Origin of the sequence: Vibrio coralliilyticus ATCC BAA-450 (assembly GCF_000176135.1) — a bacterium.
In the GTDB taxonomy this organism is placed as follows: domain Bacteria; phylum Pseudomonadota; class Gammaproteobacteria; order Enterobacterales; family Vibrionaceae; genus Vibrio; species Vibrio coralliilyticus.
This window is the reverse complement of sequence record NZ_ACZN01000018.1, coordinates 72964-93789: the sequence shown is the minus strand read 5'-3', so window position 1 is coordinate 93789 and position 20826 is coordinate 72964. Positions and strand designations below refer to the sequence as shown.

The window sequence follows — 20826 nt, the reverse complement described above, 5'->3', positions numbered from 1 at the left end:
TGCTCTAGATGGATTTAGGAATTAGTTTCACGGCATCTTTATCGTCATAAATAGCCATACAGAAATCGTCTGCACCTAACGCCTCATGCGCGTCAAAATCATCTTCAGTGAAAGGGGCGAATGGAGCACGATACTCTTTAATCAGCCCCTGTACTGGCTTATCCATCGACTCCAGTGCTTTCTTTAATGCAGTTCGGTTCGACTCCGCATCATCCGTTAGCTCTACCGAACTCGCTGCCTCAATGAATACCTTTGCCAAATCGTAACCATGGACAAAACCAGCTGGTGCCTCAATATTGCTGTCTTCAAAGTAAGCTGGGAACATGGTCTTTGCGTCCTTGAACACATTCTGATTAAAGCTGTTTTGTTCCGAGCTGTAGAAATTGAAACAAGACTGAATGAAATGAAGGTTGGCTTTTTCACGAATAGGGAAAGGCACGTTCTGAGCAAACTTACCGCCAGTAATGCCCCAGTGGCTGTATATAGGCATTTTAATACCAACGTCTGCAACACTTTCAACGATGAGTTTACCTTCACGACTATTAGCCACCAGCAGAACACAATCTCCTCCACTGGATTGGGCTTCACGAATCAAGATTCGCGCATCAACATCTTTTATGCCCCAATCAAACCAGCTGGTTTTCACGCGCTCGGCCAGGTCTTCAGGTAAAGCAGACATCATTGCTTTGTAATTTGATTTGCCCCACCCCGTATTTTCTAACATCAAGTGAGGTTGATTGCACTGTTGCTCTAACGCGTAGTTAACCAGTATCTTTCCTACCTTAGAATCATCAACCGAAAGACGAAATACGTAGTTATCCTCAGTAGAAGGATATCGAGTTATAGGCGTACCCGCAGCCCAAGGAACCAAAGTCAACATCTTGGATTTGTTAATGTATTCTCGGTACTTGATCAATGGAGGAGAATGCAAGCCACCAATGTAAACCAATCCATTGCTGTCCTTAAGAAAACGCTCCATGTTTTTCTTACTACGTAGGACGTTCCCTCTATGGTCAGTGGTAACAAACTCTACTGGTATGCCTGATATTTGGTTACCTTTCTGGGAGAAGGCAACCTTAATTCCATGCTCAATGGAGAGTGCCGATTCCAGATGCCCCGTTCTATCAGCATCAAGATAGATCTTAAGTACATCAGGTTTTTCAGCCTGCACGACGCTGGCAAACAGCGCCAACACTAAAATTAGAAATTTCCTAGCCATACTTGTCACCAACGTAGTCGTTATTATTTATTTCTATAGTTAGCCTAGGAAAGCATGAAGTTTTTTCCAGTAATTTGTTGACTTTACAAAACAAAAAACAGGTTGCGTCTATTCTTCAAGACACCAACCCGCTTTATTTATGTTCAAGATTGCTACAACTGACGAATGGTCGATTTGTAGCACGCCTCCACTTCATCGAAACAAAATTCCAGCTCATTCTTAATACTCTCTAATTTGTCGTCATGATAGTGAGAGACATAAAGCAACTGGCTCAAATTCTCTTTAGCAATAAGCTCCAATGTGTTCTTGACTAGTCTTCTGCCTAAATAGTCTAGGCCCTGATAAGGTTCATCCAGAATCAAAATTGCTGGCTGCTTTACAATTGCTCTGGCGATAAGAAGTAAACGTTGCTGGCCGTATTCCAACTGTTTGAATGATGTCTTTGCGTACTCCGTCATATGCAGAATTTCTAACCACTCTTGAGCAATTTGAATTTCTTTCTTTGCCGGTTGCTGATATAAGCCAATGGAGTCATAGAAGCCAGATAAAATGACTTCCAAAGCACTGCAACTCACGCGATATTGAAGGTGCAGAGAAGAGGAAACCATCCCAATGTGCTTTTTAATATCCCAGATAGACTCACCCGAGCCTCGCTGGTTACCCAAGATATGAATATCGTTAGAGTAACATTGGGGGTGATCACCGAAGATTAACCCAAGGAGCGTACTTTTCCCGCACCCATTCGGTCCTTTAACCTGCCAATGCTGGCCTTTATCAATTCTCCAGTTAACCTCAGAGAAAATGGTTTTCTCTGTATATTCTACTTTGCCATTTTTAAGCTCAAAAATCGGATTGCTAAACTCTGTTTTGTGTTGATGGCTTCGAATGAGCTCCATCATCTGCTCGCTTTGCTGCTTTGACTGAGCTTTGATTTGGTTAATGACCGGATGCTGGTGCCATGACTGAATATCCATCACGCTGTCTAACTTACCATGACTAAACAAAGCAACTTTCTCAATCCATGAAGGGACATCTTCCTCCCGATTAAATGTCACCACCATCTGCAACGACTGCGATAACTCAGTCAAATAATTGGTAAGTGAAGCGCGATGAGCCACATCTAAGCCTGTGTAAGGGTTATCAAGTACAATCAGATCTGGCTTGGTTGCCAAAGCGCGAGCTAACATTACCCGTCTGGTTTCTCCGGTCGACAGAACTCGAAATCCACTATCACTCAAATGTTCCAGATCCAAATCATCAAGTAATTGAGCAGTCAATTGCGCATCTTCGCACTGTTCATAAATCAGAGAGTAAACTGAGCTGCCTTTATCTATTCGGTCTAGAAAATCAGTGTCATCTTTAGCCAGTTCTTCTTCAAGCAACCTTTGCTGTTCAACCAATGAAACTTGTGAAACCTTGCCATCGGAGAGTTCCATATAGCCTTGCTTAATTTCTGACTCGCCACAAAGCAAGCAGCCAAGAGCAGACCCAATATCACCTTCGGTACTGAAAACGCCCCAAGACTGGCCTTTCTCGATAGCCCAGTCTTTTATCTCTAACGTACTCGAACCTGTTTCAACCACCAGATCTGTCATCTTCAACTGCATTTAACCAAATCTCTCTTTTCCAAATTGTATGCAATTAAATTACGTTATTTAGAACAATGTTGCGATCACCTTGAAAAGAAATGTGAACTACACATATTGCTTAACAAATTCAATGAATGTTCTATCCGCAATTGATAAATAGGCGTTCTTTCGCCACGCAAGAGATAAAGTCAGATTGACCGGTTCATCAAAGGGAATGGCAACCACATCTTTTTCATGCTCGGTCACCAGCTTCAAAAGCGCAGTGATCGCAAACTCATGTTTCACAATACTGAGTATCATTGGCAATAGATTCGTTTCAAATGAAAACTTCATTTCTTTGTCGTACAAGCGCGCCTTTTTCTCGACAAAGTCACGGTGAAAATAACCGGGCTTAAACATGACTAGTTCATGTTTGAAAAACTCTTCAAAACTAATGCTTTTGTTCTGTGCCAAAGCATGTTCCGGCCCAACAACTGCAACCATTTCTACATTCAATAAATGGTCTGTTTCAAGATCTTCCGGGACGTTTTCATCATCAATCACGCCAATGTCGAGTTCACCATCCAAAAGCATCTTTCGAATAGACCGGGTACCTGCGTCAATTAGCGTGAGCTTGAGATTGGGATAATGCGACTTGAACGCCATAAGTACTTGGGGGAAAAAGTAAGACCCCATCATACTTGGCGCACCAAGTCGAACCTCTCCCTTTTCAAGGCCTCTCAGTTCATCTATTGCTAACTTGGCATCATCGATTTGCTGCAAAACCCGCTTGGCGTGTTCATATAGCACTTTGCCTTCATCGGTAAGCGTTATGCGTCGTTCTTCTCGTCGAAATAACTCAACACCCAACTGCTGTTCAAACTTCTTGATTGAAATACTCAACGCAGGCTGAGCAATATGTAGTGCTTTCGCCGCCATGGTGAAGTGGCCATGGTCAGCGACGGCCACAAAGTGTTTTAAGTGTCGGGAGTCCATCAGATGCTCATATCAAAAATATATCAACTCTATATTTTTAATATATTTTATTAATCCAATTATCACTGATATTTTGATCACAATAACTGACTGAATAACTAGAGTAGCCAACACCAATGATCGAACTTGGAAGCCAAGATTACCGACGAGTAACACTGAGTCTCGCTCTCGGCTCATTCATCGTGTTCTGTAACCTGTACTTGTTTCAACCGATGCTGCCGTACATGGCTCAGCACTTTTCCGTATCCGAGACTCAAATTAACTGGCTGTTTGCAGCAACGACGCTGGCGCTCTCATTTAGCCTCGTGCCATGGGCAGTTGCATCTGAGTCCGTAGGGAGAAAACGAGTGATGTTGTATGGCCTTTTAGCTATGCCTGTAATCGGTATCGGGATGCTTCTATCACCCTCACTTCTTAGCTTAGTTGTATTGCGTGCGCTAATGGGAGTCGCATTAGCCGCTTTTGCTTCTGTGGCAGTCGCTTACATGGTAGAAGAGTTATCCCCCAAGGCCTTTGGTCAAGCAATTGGAGGCTATATAGCGGCTAACTCACTCGGTGGCATCACCGGGCGAATCGTCGGTGGTACACTCACTGATGCTTTCGGCTGGCAACAAGCAGTGATTACCATGGCGGTGTTTACCTTGATTGGAGCTATAGCGGTATGCGCGATGTTACCAAAGCAGAAATACTTCTCTCCCCAAAGAGGCATGCTTAGATACCACAACCGAGCGTTGGTTAAGCACCTAAAAAACAAAGCTATTTGGTTAGCTATGCTGATTGGTGGGGTGAATTTTGCTCTGTTTGTTAACTTGTATTCGGTTATGGGTTTTCGTCTTGTTGAGGCTCCACATTCACTACCTATTGGCCTAGCCTCGTTGATTTTCCTCTGCTACTTACCCGGCACATTAAGCTCTAAGCTTACTTCAGTGTGGAACCGAAACCGTCAGCCTATTTCAGGTATGGTCTGCGGGACTATAATAAGCCTACTCGGTATGTTGGTCGCATATCTGGATCGTATTCCATTCATGATCCTCGGATTAGCTCTTATTAGTTTTGGCGCCTTCTTCACGCATACGCTGGCCTACGCCTGGGTTAGCCAAAAAGCCACCCAAGCTAAAGCGACTGCCACAGCTCTTTATCTTGTTCACTACTATGTTGGTGGCAGCTTAGGAGGCTTCTTCTTAATTTATTGCTGGCAACATGGCGGTTGGGGTTATGTCATTGCTGGTGGTATGTTGCTTTATCTGATGATTTTTGTGTTGTGCTATAAACTGAATGTAATTCATCAAAGTTCAGCAGAACTGGAGAACGAAGCTAACACCAGTCCAACTTCTGAGCTAAAGGCAACGCCCTCATCTCACTAGACTCATCTCGACGCTTACGACCACAAAACGAATCTGTTATTCTTGCTTCCAAACTATAAATTGGAAGTAAGATGACAACCCCAAGCTCAAAAGAGACTATCGCAGAGCAAGTCAATCAATGGCTTAATGACGTGGTAATTGGCCTTAATTTATGTCCATTCGCTGCAAAGCCACAGCGCAATAAACAAATAAAAATATTTGTCAGTGAAGCACAGCAAGAAGAGGCATTGCTAGAGGACATACTCACCCAGCTAATGGAATTAGAATCAAAGACAGCTGAAGAGTTAGAAACTACATTGGTCGTTGTACCAAACATGCTGGAAGATTTTTATGACTACAACTTGTTTATAGACTGGGTCGAGGCATTAATCCGCCAGCAAGGCTGGGAAGGAACCTACCAGTTGGCGACGTTCCATCCTGAGTATTGCTTTGGTGGAGCAGAACCAGAAGATGCGGAGAATCTAACTAACCGCTCTCCCTACCCAGTGTTCCATTTGATTCGTGAAGAGAGCATGGAGAAAGTACTCAAACATTATCCAGATCCTGAATCAATTCCTGAGACCAACATAGCTCGTGTGGAATCCCTGGCTCAGCCTGAGCTAGTGAAGCTTTTCCCCTACTTGTTTAAATAATTATATTGATAGGAGTGGAGCTCAGTCTCCACTCATCATTTCAGTCACTGGTTCTTCTGATAGTGGACGAACAACTACTCTATTTCGCCCCTGATTCTTTGCCTGATACAACGCTTCGTCAGCCACTAAGATGATTTGGTCAAGTGCACCTTTCTTGTTATCTATTTCTGATTCGTTACCAAAATCAAATTCACATACACCGATCGACACGGTGACGGGTTCACCATCTAGAAGAATCTCATTGGCAGATTGGTGAAGTTCTTCGATAAGTTGACGCCTTTCAAGTTCGGTTCTCTCGGGCAGCCAAACGACAAACTCCTCTCCCCCGAACCGTGCAATAAAGTCCCTTTCAGATAAACATGCCTGAAGTTGTTGCGCGGTTTTCTTTAAAACGTCATCACCGATTTGATGACCGTAAACATCGTTGACCCTCTTGAAGTTATCAATATCAATCACGGCCAGTGAACCTTTGCCGGATGCGAGTTTCATACGTTCGATATCAAGGTGGATGGTTTTGAACATACAACGGCGGTTGGCAACATTGGTCAACGCATCGTGATAGGCTTGATATTCCAGTTGGCTATTTAACTTTCTAAGACGCTCTTCCTGTTTACGGCGGATTAATTCTACTTCAATCCAAGACGCCATCAGTTTGAGCGCATCTACATCTATATCTTTGAATTTTCGAGGGTAAGGTGACGCAGAAGAAAAATTAAGTGTGCCAAAAACTTCATCATCAACAAAAATTGGAATGCCAATGTACGACTCTAAGCCAAACGCTTCATAGGCAGGATGTTTAGCATACTCATCGCTTTCTCCCATATGCTCAATGGATACTGGGCCAAATGAACTACAGGTGATTTGGCAATAAGTTGACTCATAATTAAACGTATCGCCAGGTTTTAACTCTACGCCTTCAGAAGTAACGCAATACAAGACTGTATATAGCTCGCCATCAATGCGGGATAAAATACCAATATCCAGATTGAAACGCTCCAAGCCCATCATGATGAGTTGGGTAATCTGAATATCAAACCCTTTCTGATAATCGTTTGTGATCTGATAGAGTCTCCGTATGACCTTTTCACTTTCACTTGCTACAACCATATACTGTCCTGATAGCTAAAATTTCTTATACGTAAGATAGACTTATCCCAATAATCACATCAATAGCCTTGCACATAAAACTCTGAATACTTTGCCCTTGTCCCCATTTATTTTCGTGCTGTAATGGCGCGTTTCATAAGGCTTTGTTAGTATGACGCGATAATTACCAAATGCAGGTTAAGTGAATGCACCTTTCCAAACTTACTCAAGAAATTTTTGACCACCTTTACCGCGACATTACTGAGTTTCGTACTACTTTCGACTTACCTGTTGCCTCTCCTGAAAGCTTAGACGAGAAAGCTGATACGCTGCATACCTCTTTAGCGGTAGAAGAGCTCACTGAACTGGCAGAAGCTGATAACAAGACGGAACAAGCTGACGCTATCATCGACAGCGTTTACGTTTTAATGGGTCGTCTAGTTCATTTGGGTGATGACAAGGTTGAGTCGAACCTTGCTATCAGTTATCTGATTGACCTACTACTCAATGTTGCCGTTAATCGTGGCATCAACTTTATCCCTTGTTGGGACGAGGTCCACTCAAGCAACATGAGCAAGGTTTGCCGCAATGAGAAAGAATACGCTGAGACAGAAGCGCATTACGCTGAGCAGGGAATCAAACTAATGGCAGTACAAAAAGGTGATTACATCATCGCAAAATGTGCTGAAGATTTCGTTTCAGAAGCAAAAACGATTCGCCAAGGAAAGGTATTGAAGTCTGTTTACTACCGCCCTGCTGACCTTGCTCCGCTAACAGCATAAACTCCCAGATAAAAAGCCGCCACCTTCGGAAAACCTTAGGTGGCGGAAGCTGCCATAGTCATAAAAATGGGCTTATATTTGTCAGCTTTCCAGTTTCCCTTCAAATTGACTAAGCCTAACAAGAACGAGAATGTATCGTTTTTATTAAAGCCAAACTTATGCCAAGTTTCTAGAAACAGTAACTTATTGATTTTTATAGGAATGGCATTTTCAGCGATTTCTGTGAGCATGAGGCGTGCTCAAATGTAGTGCATAGCGCACTAATTTGAGAATTGGGAAATGGGGCTATTGCCTGATTAATCAAAGATTAATACAGGTTCTCCGTTAAACTCCGTTCTTTGAACTCGAGTTTTGAATACTCTAGAAAGCTCACTCGGCTCGAATACCTGATCTACGGAGCCTGCTTGCTGAATCACACCTTTATCCAATAATAAAGCCTTATCGGCATGTTTAAGTGTGCGATTGAGGTCATGATTAGACATCACCACAGTGATTCCCATATCAGCGACTTTACGAATCAGTTTATACAGTAGGGCTTCCTGACCAATATCCAGCGGCGCAGCAGGCTCATCCAATATAAGGAGCTTCGCATAAGGATTTAAAGACGGCCAGATTTGCAGGCATATCGCGCATAACCTCACTCGCTGCCACTCGCCGCCAGACAACTGGTGAATCGAACGATGAAGCTTATCCTCTAGCTCAAGTACATCCACCAACTCTTTAACGGCTAGCTCCACAGCTTCATCCAAGCCTTGGACGGAGCTTGGGAGTGACAAGGAAAGATATTGCGAAACCTCAAGATTGAAAGCGGGACGATCACTCTGACTCAAAAACCCTCGATAGCTTGCAAGGCTCTCAACAGAGCTACTTTTGACGTCTAAGTCAAAAATCACGGCGTCACCCTCAAAGTCTAACAAGCCAGCAATCGCTGTCAGCAAGGTACTTTTACCACTGCCATTTGGACCAACGACATGAAGTACTTCACCTTTCTCAACAGAGAACGAGAGCGGCAATAAACGTGAGCCAACCGATAAGCTATTAACGTGAATCATGATGTTTCACCAGCATCCAGATAAAGACAGGGGCCCCGATTGTCGTAGTGACCACTCCAAGTGGTAGCTCAGCAGATTCTAGGGCGACTCGAGCAATGATATCGGCAAACACCAACAGCATCGCACCGGACAATGCGGAGATAGGCAGCAAATAACGATTCTCACTACCCAATGCAAGCCTGAGAAGATGAGGAACGATCAAGCCAATGAATCCTATCACACCACCAAGTGCAACGGCGCCGCCAACCAAAATCGAAACGGCTAAGATTAACTTCCAGCGGACCGCTTCCACATCAACACCGAGTTGCTTAGCATGCAACTCCCCCATCATTAGCTTGTCTAGTGTCTTACCTTTCATACATAGCCAAGCAAGTACAGGGACAAGAGTCAGCGTCAATAAGTGATGATACCAACTTGCACCACCAATGCTGCCCATTAGCCAATACATTAACTGCCTTAAGCTAAGATCGTCGCTGAAATAGAATGCCCAGGTGACAATAGCGCCTGTCAAAATGCCTAACGCCACCCCAACTAACAAGAGTCTAGTAGTAGTTAAACGCATGATTTTCGCCATTGAAACAAGCAACAGAGTAAACACCAATGCGCCAATGACCGCGGCGATCATAAACCCGATGGGTGTTGCAAGCGCGGGAAGGAAAAACAACACAATAACCATCATGACACTGGCGCCACCAGAAATACCAAGCACACCGGGCTCTGCCAGAACATTGCCAAGCAAAACTTGCAGCACGGCACCAGAAACGGCCAGTGAGGCTCCTATGGCAATCGCGGCAAGCAACCTTGGTAAACGAAGTTGAGTAATCAGCTGCTGTTGAAGACTCGACAGCTCAGAAAAAGGAGAAATAAAGACTTCACCAACCATCAGATGCGTCGCTGAGAACAGAACAAGCGCAGATAGGATCACGATAAAGTAGCGCTTCCAGCGTTGATGCCTACGGCTTAATAATTCACTCAGTTCCATGCAGCTTAGATTGGCCTTAAACGGCTAAAGTTATAGGTACAATAAAATAATGGCTTAACGATACCGTTAAGCCATTAAAATAGAAAGCTTCTCAGATGAGTTTAGGCCGCAAACGCTTTAATCGTAGACAAGTTGACCTTCTTCGTAACGCGTTTTCACCGGGCACACCATGAGTGCTGCACGCTGGCCAACTGCCACATGACGGTTAGGGAACACAACCGCTTCTCCCTCATTTTTCGCCATGAGCGGTTTGTCACCATCATGACCAAACACTTCACCGTGCTTAAACGAGGTAAAGTTTTCAACGTCGTCATCAAACATGAAATCAAAGTCATCATGCAAACGCACGATAGTCCGACTGACACGGTACATTACAGGGGCACGCGGCAAATGCTCAGCTTCGCTGGAAGCAATCAAATCTCGCATTGCCAAATCAAAGGCGACCAGTTTATCGAGATCATTTTCTCCAATACGAGCCACTCGTCCCAACTCAACTGTCAACGCCTGCGCTGCAAAGTTTTCGGCACTGAACCAGCTAAATGTGCTGGAAGGCGCGTTAGAGAACATCACCGCATCGATATGACCACTCGCGACAAACTCCATCAACGCTTTACTGCGTACAGGGTGGCGCGTTTTCGGGCTCACGACAAAGGTGTAGTGTTTGGACAAACGGATCGCACAGTGTAGATCTAGGTGCCAGCGTTTATCAGACGGCGTGTCTTGATAGAAATCAGCAACAATACGTTTCAGGTTCTGCGCAATGGCCAGCTCTTTCGTTGGCTCATATTCTTTATCATCAAACAAACGGTTAAGGTTCATTTCAAGGAAACGTGTATGAGCGTTCGTTGACTCAGGGTGAGCAATGATAAACAACAAACGTTCTGTTACAGGCTGGAATCCAGACTGGATATCGGAAATGATTTTATCCACTAACTCCATCGGTGCGGTTTCATTACCGTGAACACCACAGGAAAGAATGATGTGTTTGCTGTTTTCGTCCAACGTTGATGGGATGACTTCCAGAACTCCGCGTTCATGAAGTTTGAACACAGTGCCGTTCGCAACAGTAATTTCCCCTGCTGGCATCTCTTGTTCTAAGTTCAGGCTGTCAAAAAGAAAAGATTGGCGAAAGAGGTTTTTCGTCATGCGCTACTCCTTTATTGCACAGCGGGTATGTTAATGAATTGTTCAGGCAATTTATGTAGCCACGATCTCACTTATCAAGAGAAAACCCGTGCTTCATCGTAAAAAACTCAATTGCCACGCCCGATACCATTTTCCGTTCGGGATAGAATGCTTTCGCTGTACATAAAACAACCGGGCAGACTCCCTGCCCGGCTTGCTGATTATCATATCATATTTGTGGTGAATTTATTCTTGATCCAGCAGAGATTCAAACTCATCAATCTTGCTTTTCACCATATCGACGCTTTGTTGCCAAAATGCTTCGCTATCCAAAGCCATACCTAAGTGCTTCTGAACCACTTCTTCAGCCATCATCGAACCAGTATCGCGTAGGAGGTTAACGTAATCTGAGTAGAAACGGTCACCTTTCGCTTCGCGTTGCGCATACACGCCTTTGCTAAACAGGTAGCCAAATAAATACGGATAGTTGTAGAAACTAACTTCCGAGATGGAAAAATGCAGTTTACTTGCCCAGAAATAAGGATCCGCTTCCGTCATGGATTCGCCGTACCACTCTTTCCAAGTTTGGCTCATCAAGTCACACAATTGCTCGGCGCTGAGCTCACCTGACATCCGCTGCTGATAGAACTCTTTTTCAAATTCGAAACGAACAGGAATGTTAATCATCAAGGCATAGCAACTAGAGAGCTCTTCCCACAGCATCTCGAGTTTTTCTTCACGACTATCGACTTGTTCAAGAAGATAATCACGCACAATATTCTCGGCGAAAATAGACGCTGTTTCTGCGAGCGTCATTGGGTAGCGTGTTTGGCACAGCGGCATATCTCGCATCACCCAGTTATGGAAAGCGTGCCCTAGCTCGTGAGCGAGAGTCAGCAGGTCAGAACGACTTCCACCCCAAGTCATAAAGACCAATGGTGAACGTGTAGCTGCAAACTTAGTACAATAAGCCCCAAGCCTTCTGCTAGCAGAAGGCGCGGCATCAATCCATCCATTTTCCACCATCATGGCGACAAATTCCGCCATTTCACCATCCACTCGTGCAAAGGCCTTAGTGATGATGTCAATGCCCTCATCGAAGCTGTACACCTTAGGCTCGCCGTCTGTCAGGCTCGGCATCCCAGCTAAGTGGTTCCAAGGTTTCATTTCATTCAAGCCATGAACCCGAGCCATGAGTAGGCCAGCTTTCTGCCCCACATGACGATTGTCTTTGGCGACTTGCATCATAGCGCTCAGCGTATCTGATTGAATGCGGCTGTCGTGGAGACTGGTATCTAGGAAGTGGACATCTTTAAGGTGAGAGCGTTTTTGGTTTTCTGTGTGGCGCCAGCCAGCTAACGCATTTAGGATCCCAGCAAAGCTTTCCTGATGAGTCTGCATCGCTTTTTGAATGCCGCGCCAAGCGGGTTCTTGATTATCGAAATCTGTGCCATACAAAATACTGGCAGCCTGGGAGAAACCAATACGGCTCTCTTCCCCCTCTTTCAGCTCTACCTGAAGCGCACCTGTGATATTGTCGTACATTCGCCCCCAAGCATCACGGCCATCCACCTGCATGGCTGACAGTAGCTGCTCTTCCGCGACACTCAACTTAGTATCTGCCAGCTTTCGTGTGCATTCGATCTGGAATGCCTGACCAAATACTTCGCCGTTTTCATGGTTCAACACTTCAGAGATAAATTCTTGAGGCGCATTGGTTAGAGTGTCTTCATAAGGGGTAAATGCTTGCGATAACTCTGAGCTCAATTTGGCAACGCGGCCAATCATGGCTTTAGCATCACTGTTCATCGCATCAACCGACGCGTGACAACTTGCAAAGGTATTGATCGTCGCAAGCAGTTTACCCGCGGCTTCACTGGTCAATATTGCGTTTTGCATTACCGTGACCGAGCTGCGCTGATCGACATTCAATCCCAGTACCTGAATGCATTGCTGAACCAGCGCTACATCTTGCTCTATTTTACTATCGTCCAATCCTTGGTAAGCAATAGACAAATTCCAGCTTGGTGTCGTCATGTTTTAATCCTTTATGTGAAGTGGTGTGCCAATAGAACACACGCGCTGATATAGACTGTCCGTTTTGGTAAGTTGAATATGAGTCAGGCTCTGATTGCCTATCTGTAACACGGAGTAAAGTGCGGGGTTTCGCCAGTCTAAGTTTAATAGTGAGGCCAATATCATACGTATGGTACCACCATGGCAGATGATTAATGTGTCCTCTTCGACACTCTCTATCAGTGAGGCCCATTGTCTGCTAACGCGCTGATGAAACGCTTGCAGTGTTTCAGCTTGAGGTAACTCGACCGCCGCAGGGTCATTCCAAAATCGTTCGAGTAGTGACCACTCTGTTTTAATAGAATCAAATGGCTTTCCATCAACCTCGCCAAAATCCATTTCTCTAAGCTCACCTTCTATCGATAAAGAAAGCTGGGAATTCTTTGCAACCAATAAATCAGCTAAATCAGCGCAACGGCGAAGAGGTGAAGTGATGATATGTTCAAAACGGATTGAAGTGCCTAACAAACTTTGGCAAATCGCTTGCTGTGTGCTGCGAGCGACTAAGACATTGGTCGCTCCGTTGAGCGCCGGTTCGCCTAACGTTTTTCCATGTCGCAATAGGTATATATTAACTGTCTTCACGCGACTTCCCTTTCAGCACCATAGGCAACCCCGCCGAAACAAACGTTACTTTATCTGCTACCTTCGCGATGGCTTGATTCATCCAACCCGCATGATCAACGAATAGGCGAGTGACTTCTCCCATTGGAATCACGCCTAACCCTACTTCGTTAGAAACAACCACCAGATTAGCCTCACTGGCAGCCAGCGTTTTTACCAAACGCCCCACCCTCTCGGTTATCTGGTGTGACTCAATAGGTTGGCCTTGATTGTAAATGACGTTATTTATCCAAAGGGTTAAACAATCAATCAACACGATATCTTGAGAAGTGAAGCGTTCGATCTGATCTTCGAGAGCATTCGGGCACTCATGCCCTACCCACCCTCTGCCTCTGCTGATTTTATGATGAGAAATTCTTGCCGCCATTTCATCATCAAAAGCCGTTGCAGTCGCAACATAGTGACGTGTATATACAGAGTGGCTATCGACCACCAGTGATTCTGCAAAGCTGGATTTTCCTGATCGAGCTCCGCCCAATATCAGATGTACACTCATTCACTCACCTTAAAGACCAGCCAAGAACAATCATGTAAATCAGCAGTTCCATAATTTGCTGAGCGCCGCCTAAGCAATCCCCCGTAAAACCACCTATTCGTTTCATCAACCAGTGTTTAAACATAATACGGAAGATAACGGTTATACCGACGATCACAGCGACCAATTCAAAATCAAACCACAATAAAGGTACCAACGCCGATATTGCCAGTATGGCTAGCTCACTTTTAGATTGTTGATTCGCAAGTGGCTTACTTTTGCTGGCATCAGGGTCACTCACATAAGGCATGTCATAAATGAGCGATGCAGCCACGGCGCGGCTTAGCGTGTAAGCAGCAACGATAACCAATAAAACATTCGTCAATGATGCAAGCTCAGTTAGCAGGACATACTTACCCAGTAACGCCATCAACAGCGCGCTAGCACCATAAGTACCAATACGGCTGTCTTTCATAATGGTTAAACGCTTTTCCAGCGTCATCCCACCACCAATGCCATCTGCCATGTCCGTCAGACCATCTTCATGAAACGCCCCAGTAAGCAATAAACTGAACACCATCATGACAACAACCGCCATGTTCGGGCCAAGTACACTTTCAGCCAACCAATACACGGCCGCACATAATGCACCTAAACACAGTCCGACTAACGCGAAATAGCGGCCCGCCTGATTCATACGTGATTCAGAATAAGGCGTAGACTGAGGTATTGGGTAGACGAGAAAAAAAGCCCAAAGCCAGCCAGAACAATTCAAGTTGATACTTGAGGGTACTGATCACACTGTCACTCCAGCATCTTCAAAACTTGCCATTGAGTTATAAAACTCAGCTGCTGCACGAACCAAAGGAACAGCAAGCGCTGCGCCCGTGCCTTCACCGAGACGCATCGACAAATCCAACAAAGGTTTAGCACCTAATTCTTCAAGCAGAAGTTGGTGCGCCAACTCCTCTGACTTATGGGCAAAGATCATAAATTCGCGGCATTCAGGTTGAATCAAACTCGCGGCATAAGCGGCCGTCGTGACAATAAAACCGTCAACAAGAACCGGCGTCTTATTTTCACAAGCAGCTAAGAAGGCCCCAACCATCTGAACGATTTCAAAACCACCCACTTCGGATAGAACTTGGTAAACATCCCGACCTTGGCATCGGGAGACTCCCTTATCGACTAGAGCCACCTTTTTCGCTAACTGCTCAGGAGTAATTCCTGTGCCTAGACCAACACATGACTGGGCATCCTGACCGGTCAAAGCTGCAACTATAGCAGCGGCACTTGAAGTGTTCCCAATCCCCATTTCACCAAACATGACAAGGTTGCAGCCTTCATTGACCGTTCGCTTAACCAGCTCCCGACCAAACTCAATCCCCTGTTTGACTTGCTTGCTAGACATCGCTGCTTCATTGGCAAAATTGGCGGTTCTGTCACCCAGCCTTTGCACTACAAAGTTAGGCGCTGACGCCTCTACAGGAATCAATATTCCCGTATCAACCACTTTAAGCTCAATCTGGTTTATCCGACAAAAACAATTGATTGCCGCCCCACCAGCAAGAAAATTTAACACCATTTGTTGAGTTACTGCGCTTGGCGCGATGCTCACGCCTTCGTCCGCAATGCCATGGTCACCAGCAAAGACGATTGCTGTAGGCTTTACAACGTTCACATTGGTGACAGCGTCACCTTTCAAATTACTCTGAATCAGTGCGAGCTGGTGGGCAATTGACTCTAACTGCCCAAGAGCACCCAGTGGTTTAGTTTTTTGATTGATTCGATGCCAAATAGCATCTGAATAAGATTGATCTAACATATGACTTTATTTCGGTCTGGCGACAGTAAAGGTTTGGTCTAGGTTGGCGTATTGACTGCCACCTAAACGAGAAAGAGGATTCACTTTTAGTGCATCAACAACTAAACGTTCTTGGTTATCTCCAATCACTTCCGGCGCAATGTATATGTCTTCAATTTGAGCAAAGATTAGGCTTTGAGGTGTTTCCCCAATTTCTTTAACTTCAAACAGCTTGCACCCGAAAGCAATTGGGCAATCTTTGATTCGGGGTAATTCAAACCCTTCAAAACCGATGAGCTCTAGACCCGCTAAAGCGACTTCAGATTCTCCGTGCGGCAATGTTGCCGAAGTCTGCGTCACTTGTTCCGCCAAGTCAGCATTCGCGATATGCACCACCATTCGACCTGTCTCAAGAACATTGCGGGTTGTATCTTTGATTTCTCCGGTCGGTTTCTTACCTACAGAGAACATCAACAGAGGCGGATTACTAGAGACAGGCGTGAAGTAGGAAAATGGAGCCAAGTTGTAATCAGTTTCACCAGACTCCGTCAAAACCCACGCTATTGGCCTTGGAATAACAGTTTGAGTCATTAAGTGGTATATCTGAGTGGGAGCGAGAGTGCTAGCGTCGATATTCATCTTGTTCATCCTTTTTGGTATCGCGAGTCCCCTGTGAACCTCAGAGTGTAACGTGAAATCAGCCAGTTAACACCCCTATCAATCGGCGGACAAACACTATTCCCGTGTCATTTTTGCAATCAAATTGATACCAAAAATGAAACTTTTCCCATTTATCACCTATCTTATTAAATGGGTACAACCTAATCGAACGCTAACTTATTGAATTGTAACAACCTGAATTTTAGACGGCACAAAGACTGCATTAAATACTGCCGTGATGAGGTTAACCCAACTTTGATAGTGCAAGGAGGTTTGTATGTTTGCCAATCAAAAATCAAAGAAACAGAAGCAACACAAGTCGAATCAAAAGACTCAAAAACGAGTCCCTCTCTCTCTTACTTGACCACTCCACCATCAGAATTGGCCTCGTTAAACGGGGCCAAACGTAATCCAATTTTACTCGCAACCTAAAAGATTGATCACAGACTTTCTGTGTTTGTTGTTAGATGCTCTGATCGTCACGATTAGCTAAAGGTAAGAAATTTGTCTGAGTCTAGAGATCTGGTCGTTATGGTCGCCGGTGCTACAGGGTTAATAGGAACCGAGCTCATCAAACAAATGTTAGAAGAAGATCCTGTCACACGTATCTATGCGCTTAGCAGACGTGAACTCCCTTTTTTCCACCCTAAGTTGGAAGTCCTTCAAAATAAGCAGCTTCAAGTTCAAGAGTGGGACACAGATAAGCCTTCGCCTAAATATGGATTCATCTGCCTAGGCACAACCATTAAACAGGCAGGATCCAAGCAAGAGCTAGAGCGTGTTGATTATGAACTGGTGTGTGATGTCGCCCAGACTATGAAAGTACTTGGTGTCACTCATCTGGCTGTCGTTTCAAGTTACGGTGCCTCCGTACGTTCTCTTTCTCACTACCTTCGCTGTAAAGGGAAGATGGAAATGGCGATTGAACGTATGGGTTTTGAACATATCACCTTCGTTAGGCCTGGACCTTTAGTGGGTTTAAGAGACACACCGCGCACTGACGAAGCCATCGTACAAGTCGTCCTAAAATCTTTGCGCCCTCTGATGTTTGGCAAACTCGCAAAACTCATACCGATCCAGGCAAGCGAAGTAGCGAAAGCAATGCAATATGGAATTCTTACAAAGACTGACCGAAAGCTTCAGACATTGGACAGTATTCAGATGCGAAACTTGATTAATAAATATCAATAATTCGATGATTTCTGCTGACTTTTGAGCAAATTAGACTCAGCTCGCATCTTTTAATAACTTAAATACATATCAAATATCTTTTTTTCATTTCAATCATACATTTCAAATCATTATCGTTTGTTACAGAATTTAATCCTGTAATTAATTTACTCAATAAATACGTTACAAACACTCAATAAGGACTATCAATTATGTCAGTAGCGGCTATCGCTTCATTAGTGGCATTTGTCGGCATTCTCTTTTTCCTCTACGGACAGCAACGAAAAGAGAATACGCTATCCCGACTCGTGCTATTGGGCTTGGTACTCGGCAGCTCATTTGGCTTAGTACTGCAGCTTGTTTTTGGCGAAGGTAACCCTGCCATCGCTCAAACCTTAGAATGGGTTAACGTCGTTGGCCGTGGCTATGTTGGCCTGCTTAAAATGGTCATCATGCCACTCGTTCTTGTTTCTATGATCGCAGCCGTCGTCAAACTTGAGAAAGGCGGTTCACTGGGCAAGATTTCAGGCCTTACCATTTCTGTGTTGCTTGCTACTACAGCGATTTCAGCAATTGTGGGCATTGTAATTACCCAAACGTTTGGCCTATCAGCAGAAGGGCTGACAGAGGGCGCGCGTGAAACCGCTCGTATCGCAGTGCTAGAAGATCGCGTAGGTACTGTCGCTGATCTCACTATCCCACAGATGCTGGTAAGCTTTATCCCTACCAACCCATTCGCTGATCTGACAGGTTCTCGTTCTACTTCCATTATTGCTGTCGTGATCTTTGGTGTCCTGACTGGTATTGCTGCACGTAAGGTGATGGCGGAAAAGGAAGAGTTGGAAGCGCCAATTCGCACTTTTGTTGAAGCAACTCAATCTGTTGTGATGCGACTAGTGAAAATGATTATGGCGCTCACGCCATATGGTATTGCGGCGTTGATGGCGAAAGTTGTCGCGACATCCAGTGCAGGTGACATCCTGAATCTATTGGGCTTTATCGTTGCCTCTTATGTTGCAATCGCTCTAATGTTTGTGGTTCACGGTATTTTGGTGTCGTTCGTTGGTGTGAGCCCGAAAGAGTACTTCCAGAAGATTTGGCCAGTACTGACATTCGCATTTACCTCACGCAGCTCAGCAGCAACTATCCCACTTAACGTGGAAGCGCAAATCAACAAGCTACGCGTGCCGCCTGCTATCGCAAACCTTTCTGCGTCATTTGGCGCAACCATAGGACAAAATGGCTGTGCGGGCATCTACCCTGCAATGTTAGCCGTAATGGTTGCCCCAACAGTGGGTATCGACCCAATGGATATCAACTTCATCCTATCCCTAGTCGCAATTATCGTAGTAAGCTCATTCGGTATCGCAGGCGTAGGTGGCGGTGCGACTTTCGCTGCACTAATCGTACTCCCAGCAATGGGATTACCAGTAACCATCGCTGCGCTACTTATCTCAATCGAGCCTTTGATCGATATGGCGCGAACCGCGCTCAACGTTTCCGGCGCTATGACGGCGGGCACCATAACCAGCCGTATCCTTGGCGATAAAGTCTCAGACGAAGAGCTTGAAGCTCAACAAGCCTAAAATGACCAAGCCCTGAGTGAACAGCTCGGGGCTTTTTCTATCCGCACAATTTTCTAGCAATCAAGCGCTTCCCGTTTGCCTTGTCACGATCTCAATGGTCTAATACTCGAGTGAATTTCAAAGACTTGGTAAAGAGATAATGCAACAAGCGCATCAACCTACGTTTTTCTTCTTCGATTATGAAACGTGGGGAACCAGCCCAGCAAAAGACAGACCGTCCCAGTTTGCGGGTGTACGCACCGACATGGATTTCAATATCATCGGTGAGCCTCTTGTTATCTACTGCCAACCGCCTTCAGATTATCTTCCATCACCCGAAGCCGCGCTTATCACTGGTATCACACCTCAGAAGGCGGCAAGTAAAGGGTTACCTGAGCCGGAATTTATTACCAAAATTCATGAGCAGTTGTCCACGCCAAACACCATCAACTTGGGTTACAATAGCATTCGATTTGATGACGAAGTGACGCGATATACCTGTTACCGAAATTTCATCGATCCGTATGCGTGGAGCTGGCAAAACGGCAACTCTCGCTGGGACTTACTCGATGTCATGCGCGCCTGTCACGCCCTTCGCCCAGAAGGTATTAATTGGCCAGAGAATGAAGAAGGTTTTATCAGCTTTAAGCTAGAGCACTTGTCCGTTGCCAATGGCATTGAGCACGAGAATGCACACGATGCGATGGCTGACGTTATAGCAACGATTGAAATGGCTAAAAAGGTGAAAGCCGCTCAGCCTAAGCTCTTTGATTATTTCCTTAGCATGCGCCACAAGCGCAAACTGAACGAACTCGTCGATATCGTGAATATGACACCGCTTATGCACGTATCGGGTATGCTGGGGCGCGAATGCAATTACACTAGCTGGGTGGTTCCGGTCGCTTGGCATCCAACCAACCAGAATGCGGTGATTGTTGTCGATTTAGCGAAAGACCCGCAGCCGTTGTTGGATTTAGATGTAGAACAACTTAATGAGCGTCTCTACACCAAACATTCTGAACTTGGCCCAGACGAACTGCCTGTACCAATCAAACTTGTCCATCTCAACAAGTGCCCTATTTTAGCTCCAGCCAAAACATTAACTGCTGAGAATGCAGCTAACATAGGCATTGACAGAGAAAAATGCTTACAAAACCTTGAGCGACTAAGACAGCACCCTGAGATTAGAGAAAAACTCAATTCGCTATACAGTATCGAGAGAGAATACGAAAAGAGCGATGATGTTGATACTATGCTTTACGATGGTTTCTTCTCTCCTGCGGCAAAGCAATCAATGGATATCATACGAGAAACTGAACCAAAGAATCTTTCCGCCCTTGATATCTCATTCAGTGACGACAGAATTGCTCCGCTTCTGTTCCGCTATCGCGCCAGACATTTTCCGTGGACATTGGATGAGAGTGAACAACAAAAATGGGCAGCACACAGCCGCGAATACTTCGAAAGTCGAATAGAAGACTACATGTTGAATTTGGAAAACTTAGTTCACGAGCATGAGAGTGACGAAAAAAAGATAGCTATCTTAAAATCTGTTTACCAATACGTTCAAAAGCTAGTATCTTAACAACTTATTGCCTGCACCCTATAACACTCAGGCCTCATCAAACAATAAAAAAACACTACGT

Annotated in this window: 19 protein-coding genes and 1 pseudogene; 6 read left to right on the top strand and 14 right to left on the bottom strand. The window is 45.0% G+C overall.

The genetic code is table 11. The annotated features are described in order from the left end of the window. Nucleotides 1–4 precede the first annotated feature (4 nt). From VIC_RS19945 to VIC_RS19935, 3 genes are all read right to left on the bottom strand, one after another. Nucleotides 5–1219, bottom strand: coding sequence for an ABC transporter substrate-binding protein (locus VIC_RS19945; protein WP_039952353.1), 1215 nt, complete (start codon nt 1217–1219; stop codon nt 5–7). A gap of 152 nt (nt 1220–1371) precedes the next feature. Beyond that, nucleotides 1372–2826 carry a molybdate ABC transporter ATP-binding protein ModF gene (gene modF, locus VIC_RS19940; RefSeq protein ID WP_006962055.1) on the bottom strand — a complete coding sequence of 485 codons (1455 nt, stop codon included), beginning with the start codon at nt 2824–2826 and terminating at the stop codon, nt 1372–1374. 87 nt (nt 2827–2913) lie between these two features. Then, a complete protein-coding gene (locus VIC_RS19935; RefSeq protein WP_006962054.1) occupies nt 2914–3783 on the bottom strand; it encodes a LysR family transcriptional regulator in 870 nt (289 codons plus the stop codon). Nucleotides 3784–3899: 116 nt separating this feature from the next. Here VIC_RS19935 and VIC_RS19930 point away from each other — a divergent pair, with 116 nt between their 5' ends. Continuing rightward, entirely contained in the window at nt 3900–5147 is a 1248-nt protein-coding gene (locus VIC_RS19930; protein ID WP_006962053.1) for an MFS transporter, read from the top strand. Between the two features lie 71 nt (nt 5148–5218). Further along, a complete protein-coding gene (locus VIC_RS19925) occupies nt 5219–5779 on the top strand; it encodes a DUF1415 domain-containing protein (protein WP_006962052.1) in 561 nt (186 codons plus the stop codon). Between the two features lie 21 nt (nt 5780–5800). Here the strand turns inward: VIC_RS19925 and VIC_RS19920 are convergent, their stop codons facing one another. Next, the gene (locus VIC_RS19920; protein WP_006962051.1) at nt 5801–6886 is read right to left on the bottom strand and encodes a sensor domain-containing diguanylate cyclase; all 1086 of its coding nucleotides are present in this window, start codon (nt 6884–6886) and stop codon (nt 5801–5803) included. A gap of 185 nt (nt 6887–7071) precedes the next feature. Between VIC_RS19920 and VIC_RS19915 the strand changes: the two genes are divergently transcribed. Beyond that, nucleotides 7072–7647, top strand: a complete 576-nt coding sequence (locus VIC_RS19915) for a nucleoside triphosphate pyrophosphohydrolase family protein (protein ID WP_006962050.1) — start codon at nt 7072–7074, stop codon at nt 7645–7647. A gap of 35 nt (nt 7648–7682) precedes the next feature. Here VIC_RS19915 and VIC_RS19910 read toward each other — a convergent pair whose 3' ends face one another. The 10 genes and pseudogenes from VIC_RS19910 to VIC_RS19865 all read right to left on the bottom strand — a co-directional run bounded on the left by VIC_RS19910 (nt 7683) and on the right by VIC_RS19865 (nt 16424). Next, the gene (locus tag VIC_RS19910) at nt 7683–7877 is read right to left on the bottom strand and encodes a hypothetical protein (protein WP_006962049.1); all 195 of its coding nucleotides are present in this window, start codon (nt 7875–7877) and stop codon (nt 7683–7685) included. Between the two features lie 66 nt (nt 7878–7943). Then, entirely contained in the window at nt 7944–8699 is a 756-nt protein-coding gene (gene btuD, locus VIC_RS19905; protein WP_006962048.1) for a vitamin B12 ABC transporter ATP-binding protein BtuD, read from the bottom strand. Then, nucleotides 8686–9681, bottom strand: a complete 996-nt coding sequence (btuC, locus tag VIC_RS19900; RefSeq protein WP_006962047.1) for a vitamin B12 ABC transporter permease BtuC — start codon at nt 9679–9681, stop codon at nt 8686–8688. Before btuC ends, btuD begins: the two co-directional genes overlap by 14 nt. Nucleotides 9682–9798: 117 nt before the next feature. Then, nucleotides 9799–10827, bottom strand: coding sequence for a succinylglutamate desuccinylase (locus tag VIC_RS19895; protein WP_006962046.1), 1029 nt, complete (start codon nt 10825–10827; stop codon nt 9799–9801). Nucleotides 10828–11052: 225 nt separating this feature from the next. Beyond that, on the bottom strand, nt 11053–12843 hold the full coding sequence (locus VIC_RS19890) for a M3 family oligoendopeptidase (protein ID WP_006962045.1): 1791 nt from the start codon (nt 12841–12843) through the stop codon (nt 11053–11055). Between the two features lie 3 nt (nt 12844–12846). After that, a complete protein-coding gene (locus VIC_RS19885) occupies nt 12847–13467 on the bottom strand; it encodes a histidine phosphatase family protein (RefSeq protein ID WP_006962044.1) in 621 nt (206 codons plus the stop codon). Further along, entirely contained in the window at nt 13454–14002 is a 549-nt protein-coding gene (cobU, locus tag VIC_RS19880) for a bifunctional adenosylcobinamide kinase/adenosylcobinamide-phosphate guanylyltransferase (RefSeq protein WP_006962043.1), read from the bottom strand. The genes VIC_RS19885 and cobU overlap by 14 nt, the downstream gene beginning before the upstream one ends. 4 nt (nt 14003–14006) lie before the next feature. Continuing rightward, nucleotides 14007–14781 (bottom strand): annotated as a pseudogene (locus VIC_RS19875) (adenosylcobinamide-GDP ribazoletransferase). Further along, nucleotides 14778–15806 carry a nicotinate-nucleotide--dimethylbenzimidazole phosphoribosyltransferase gene (gene cobT / locus VIC_RS19870; RefSeq protein WP_006962041.1) on the bottom strand — a complete coding sequence of 343 codons (1029 nt, stop codon included), beginning with the start codon at nt 15804–15806 and terminating at the stop codon, nt 14778–14780. The pseudogene VIC_RS19875 and the gene cobT overlap by 4 nt, the downstream one beginning before the upstream one ends. Nucleotides 15807–15812: 6 nt before the next feature. Further along, nucleotides 15813–16424 (bottom strand): flavin reductase family protein, encoded by a 612-nt coding sequence (locus VIC_RS19865; protein WP_039952349.1) that lies wholly within the window; start codon nt 16422–16424, stop codon nt 15813–15815. 525 nt (nt 16425–16949) lie between these two features. Here VIC_RS19865 and VIC_RS19860 point away from each other — a divergent pair. From VIC_RS19860 to sbcB, 3 genes are all read left to right on the top strand, one after another. Further along, nucleotides 16950–17636, top strand: a complete 687-nt coding sequence (locus VIC_RS19860; RefSeq protein WP_006962039.1) for an NAD(P)H-binding protein — start codon at nt 16950–16952, stop codon at nt 17634–17636. Between the two features lie 191 nt (nt 17637–17827). Further along, complete coding sequence (locus VIC_RS19855) at nt 17828–19201, top strand: L-cystine transporter (protein WP_006962038.1); 1374 nt, start codon at nt 17828–17830, stop codon at nt 19199–19201. Between the two features lie 139 nt (nt 19202–19340). Then, a complete protein-coding gene (sbcB, locus tag VIC_RS19850) occupies nt 19341–20765 on the top strand; it encodes an exodeoxyribonuclease I (protein WP_006962037.1) in 1425 nt (474 codons plus the stop codon). The last annotated feature ends 61 nt before the right edge of the window (nt 20766–20826 follow it).

Bases quoted from the DNA above. Each gene is read 5' to 3' on its own strand.
- VIC_RS19945 (WP_039952353.1), bottom strand. From the start codon at position 1,219: ATGGCTAGGAAATTTCTAATTTTAGTGTTGGCGCTGTTTGCCAGCGTC.
- modF (WP_006962055.1), bottom strand. From the start codon at position 2,826: ATGCAGTTGAAGATGACAGATCTGGTGGTTGAAACAGGTTCGAGTACG.
- VIC_RS19935 (WP_006962054.1), bottom strand. From the start codon at position 3,783: ATGGACTCCCGACACTTAAAACACTTTGTGGCCGTCGCTGACCATGGC.
- VIC_RS19930 (WP_006962053.1), top strand. From the start codon at position 3,900: ATGATCGAACTTGGAAGCCAAGATTACCGACGAGTAACACTGAGTCTC.
- VIC_RS19925 (WP_006962052.1), top strand. From the start codon at position 5,219: ATGACAACCCCAAGCTCAAAAGAGACTATCGCAGAGCAAGTCAATCAA.
- VIC_RS19920 (WP_006962051.1), bottom strand. From the start codon at position 6,886: ATGGTTGTAGCAAGTGAAAGTGAAAAGGTCATACGGAGACTCTATCAG.
- VIC_RS19915 (WP_006962050.1), top strand. From the start codon at position 7,072: ATGCACCTTTCCAAACTTACTCAAGAAATTTTTGACCACCTTTACCGC.
- VIC_RS19910 (WP_006962049.1), bottom strand. From the start codon at position 7,877: ATGCTCACAGAAATCGCTGAAAATGCCATTCCTATAAAAATCAATAAG.
- btuD (WP_006962048.1), bottom strand. From the start codon at position 8,699: ATGATTCACGTTAATAGCTTATCGGTTGGCTCACGTTTATTGCCGCTC.
- btuC (WP_006962047.1), bottom strand. From the start codon at position 9,681: ATGGAACTGAGTGAATTATTAAGCCGTAGGCATCAACGCTGGAAGCGC.
- VIC_RS19895 (WP_006962046.1), bottom strand. From the start codon at position 10,827: ATGACGAAAAACCTCTTTCGCCAATCTTTTCTTTTTGACAGCCTGAAC.
- VIC_RS19890 (WP_006962045.1), bottom strand. From the start codon at position 12,843: ATGACGACACCAAGCTGGAATTTGTCTATTGCTTACCAAGGATTGGAC.
- cobU (WP_006962043.1), bottom strand. From the start codon at position 14,002: ATGAGTGTACATCTGATATTGGGCGGAGCTCGATCAGGAAAATCCAGC.
- cobT (WP_006962041.1), bottom strand. From the start codon at position 15,806: ATGTTAGATCAATCTTATTCAGATGCTATTTGGCATCGAATCAATCAA.
- VIC_RS19865 (WP_039952349.1), bottom strand. From the start codon at position 16,424: ATGAATATCGACGCTAGCACTCTCGCTCCCACTCAGATATACCACTTA.
- VIC_RS19855 (WP_006962038.1), top strand. From the start codon at position 17,828: ATGTCAGTAGCGGCTATCGCTTCATTAGTGGCATTTGTCGGCATTCTC.
- sbcB (WP_006962037.1), top strand. From the start codon at position 19,341: ATGCAACAAGCGCATCAACCTACGTTTTTCTTCTTCGATTATGAAACG.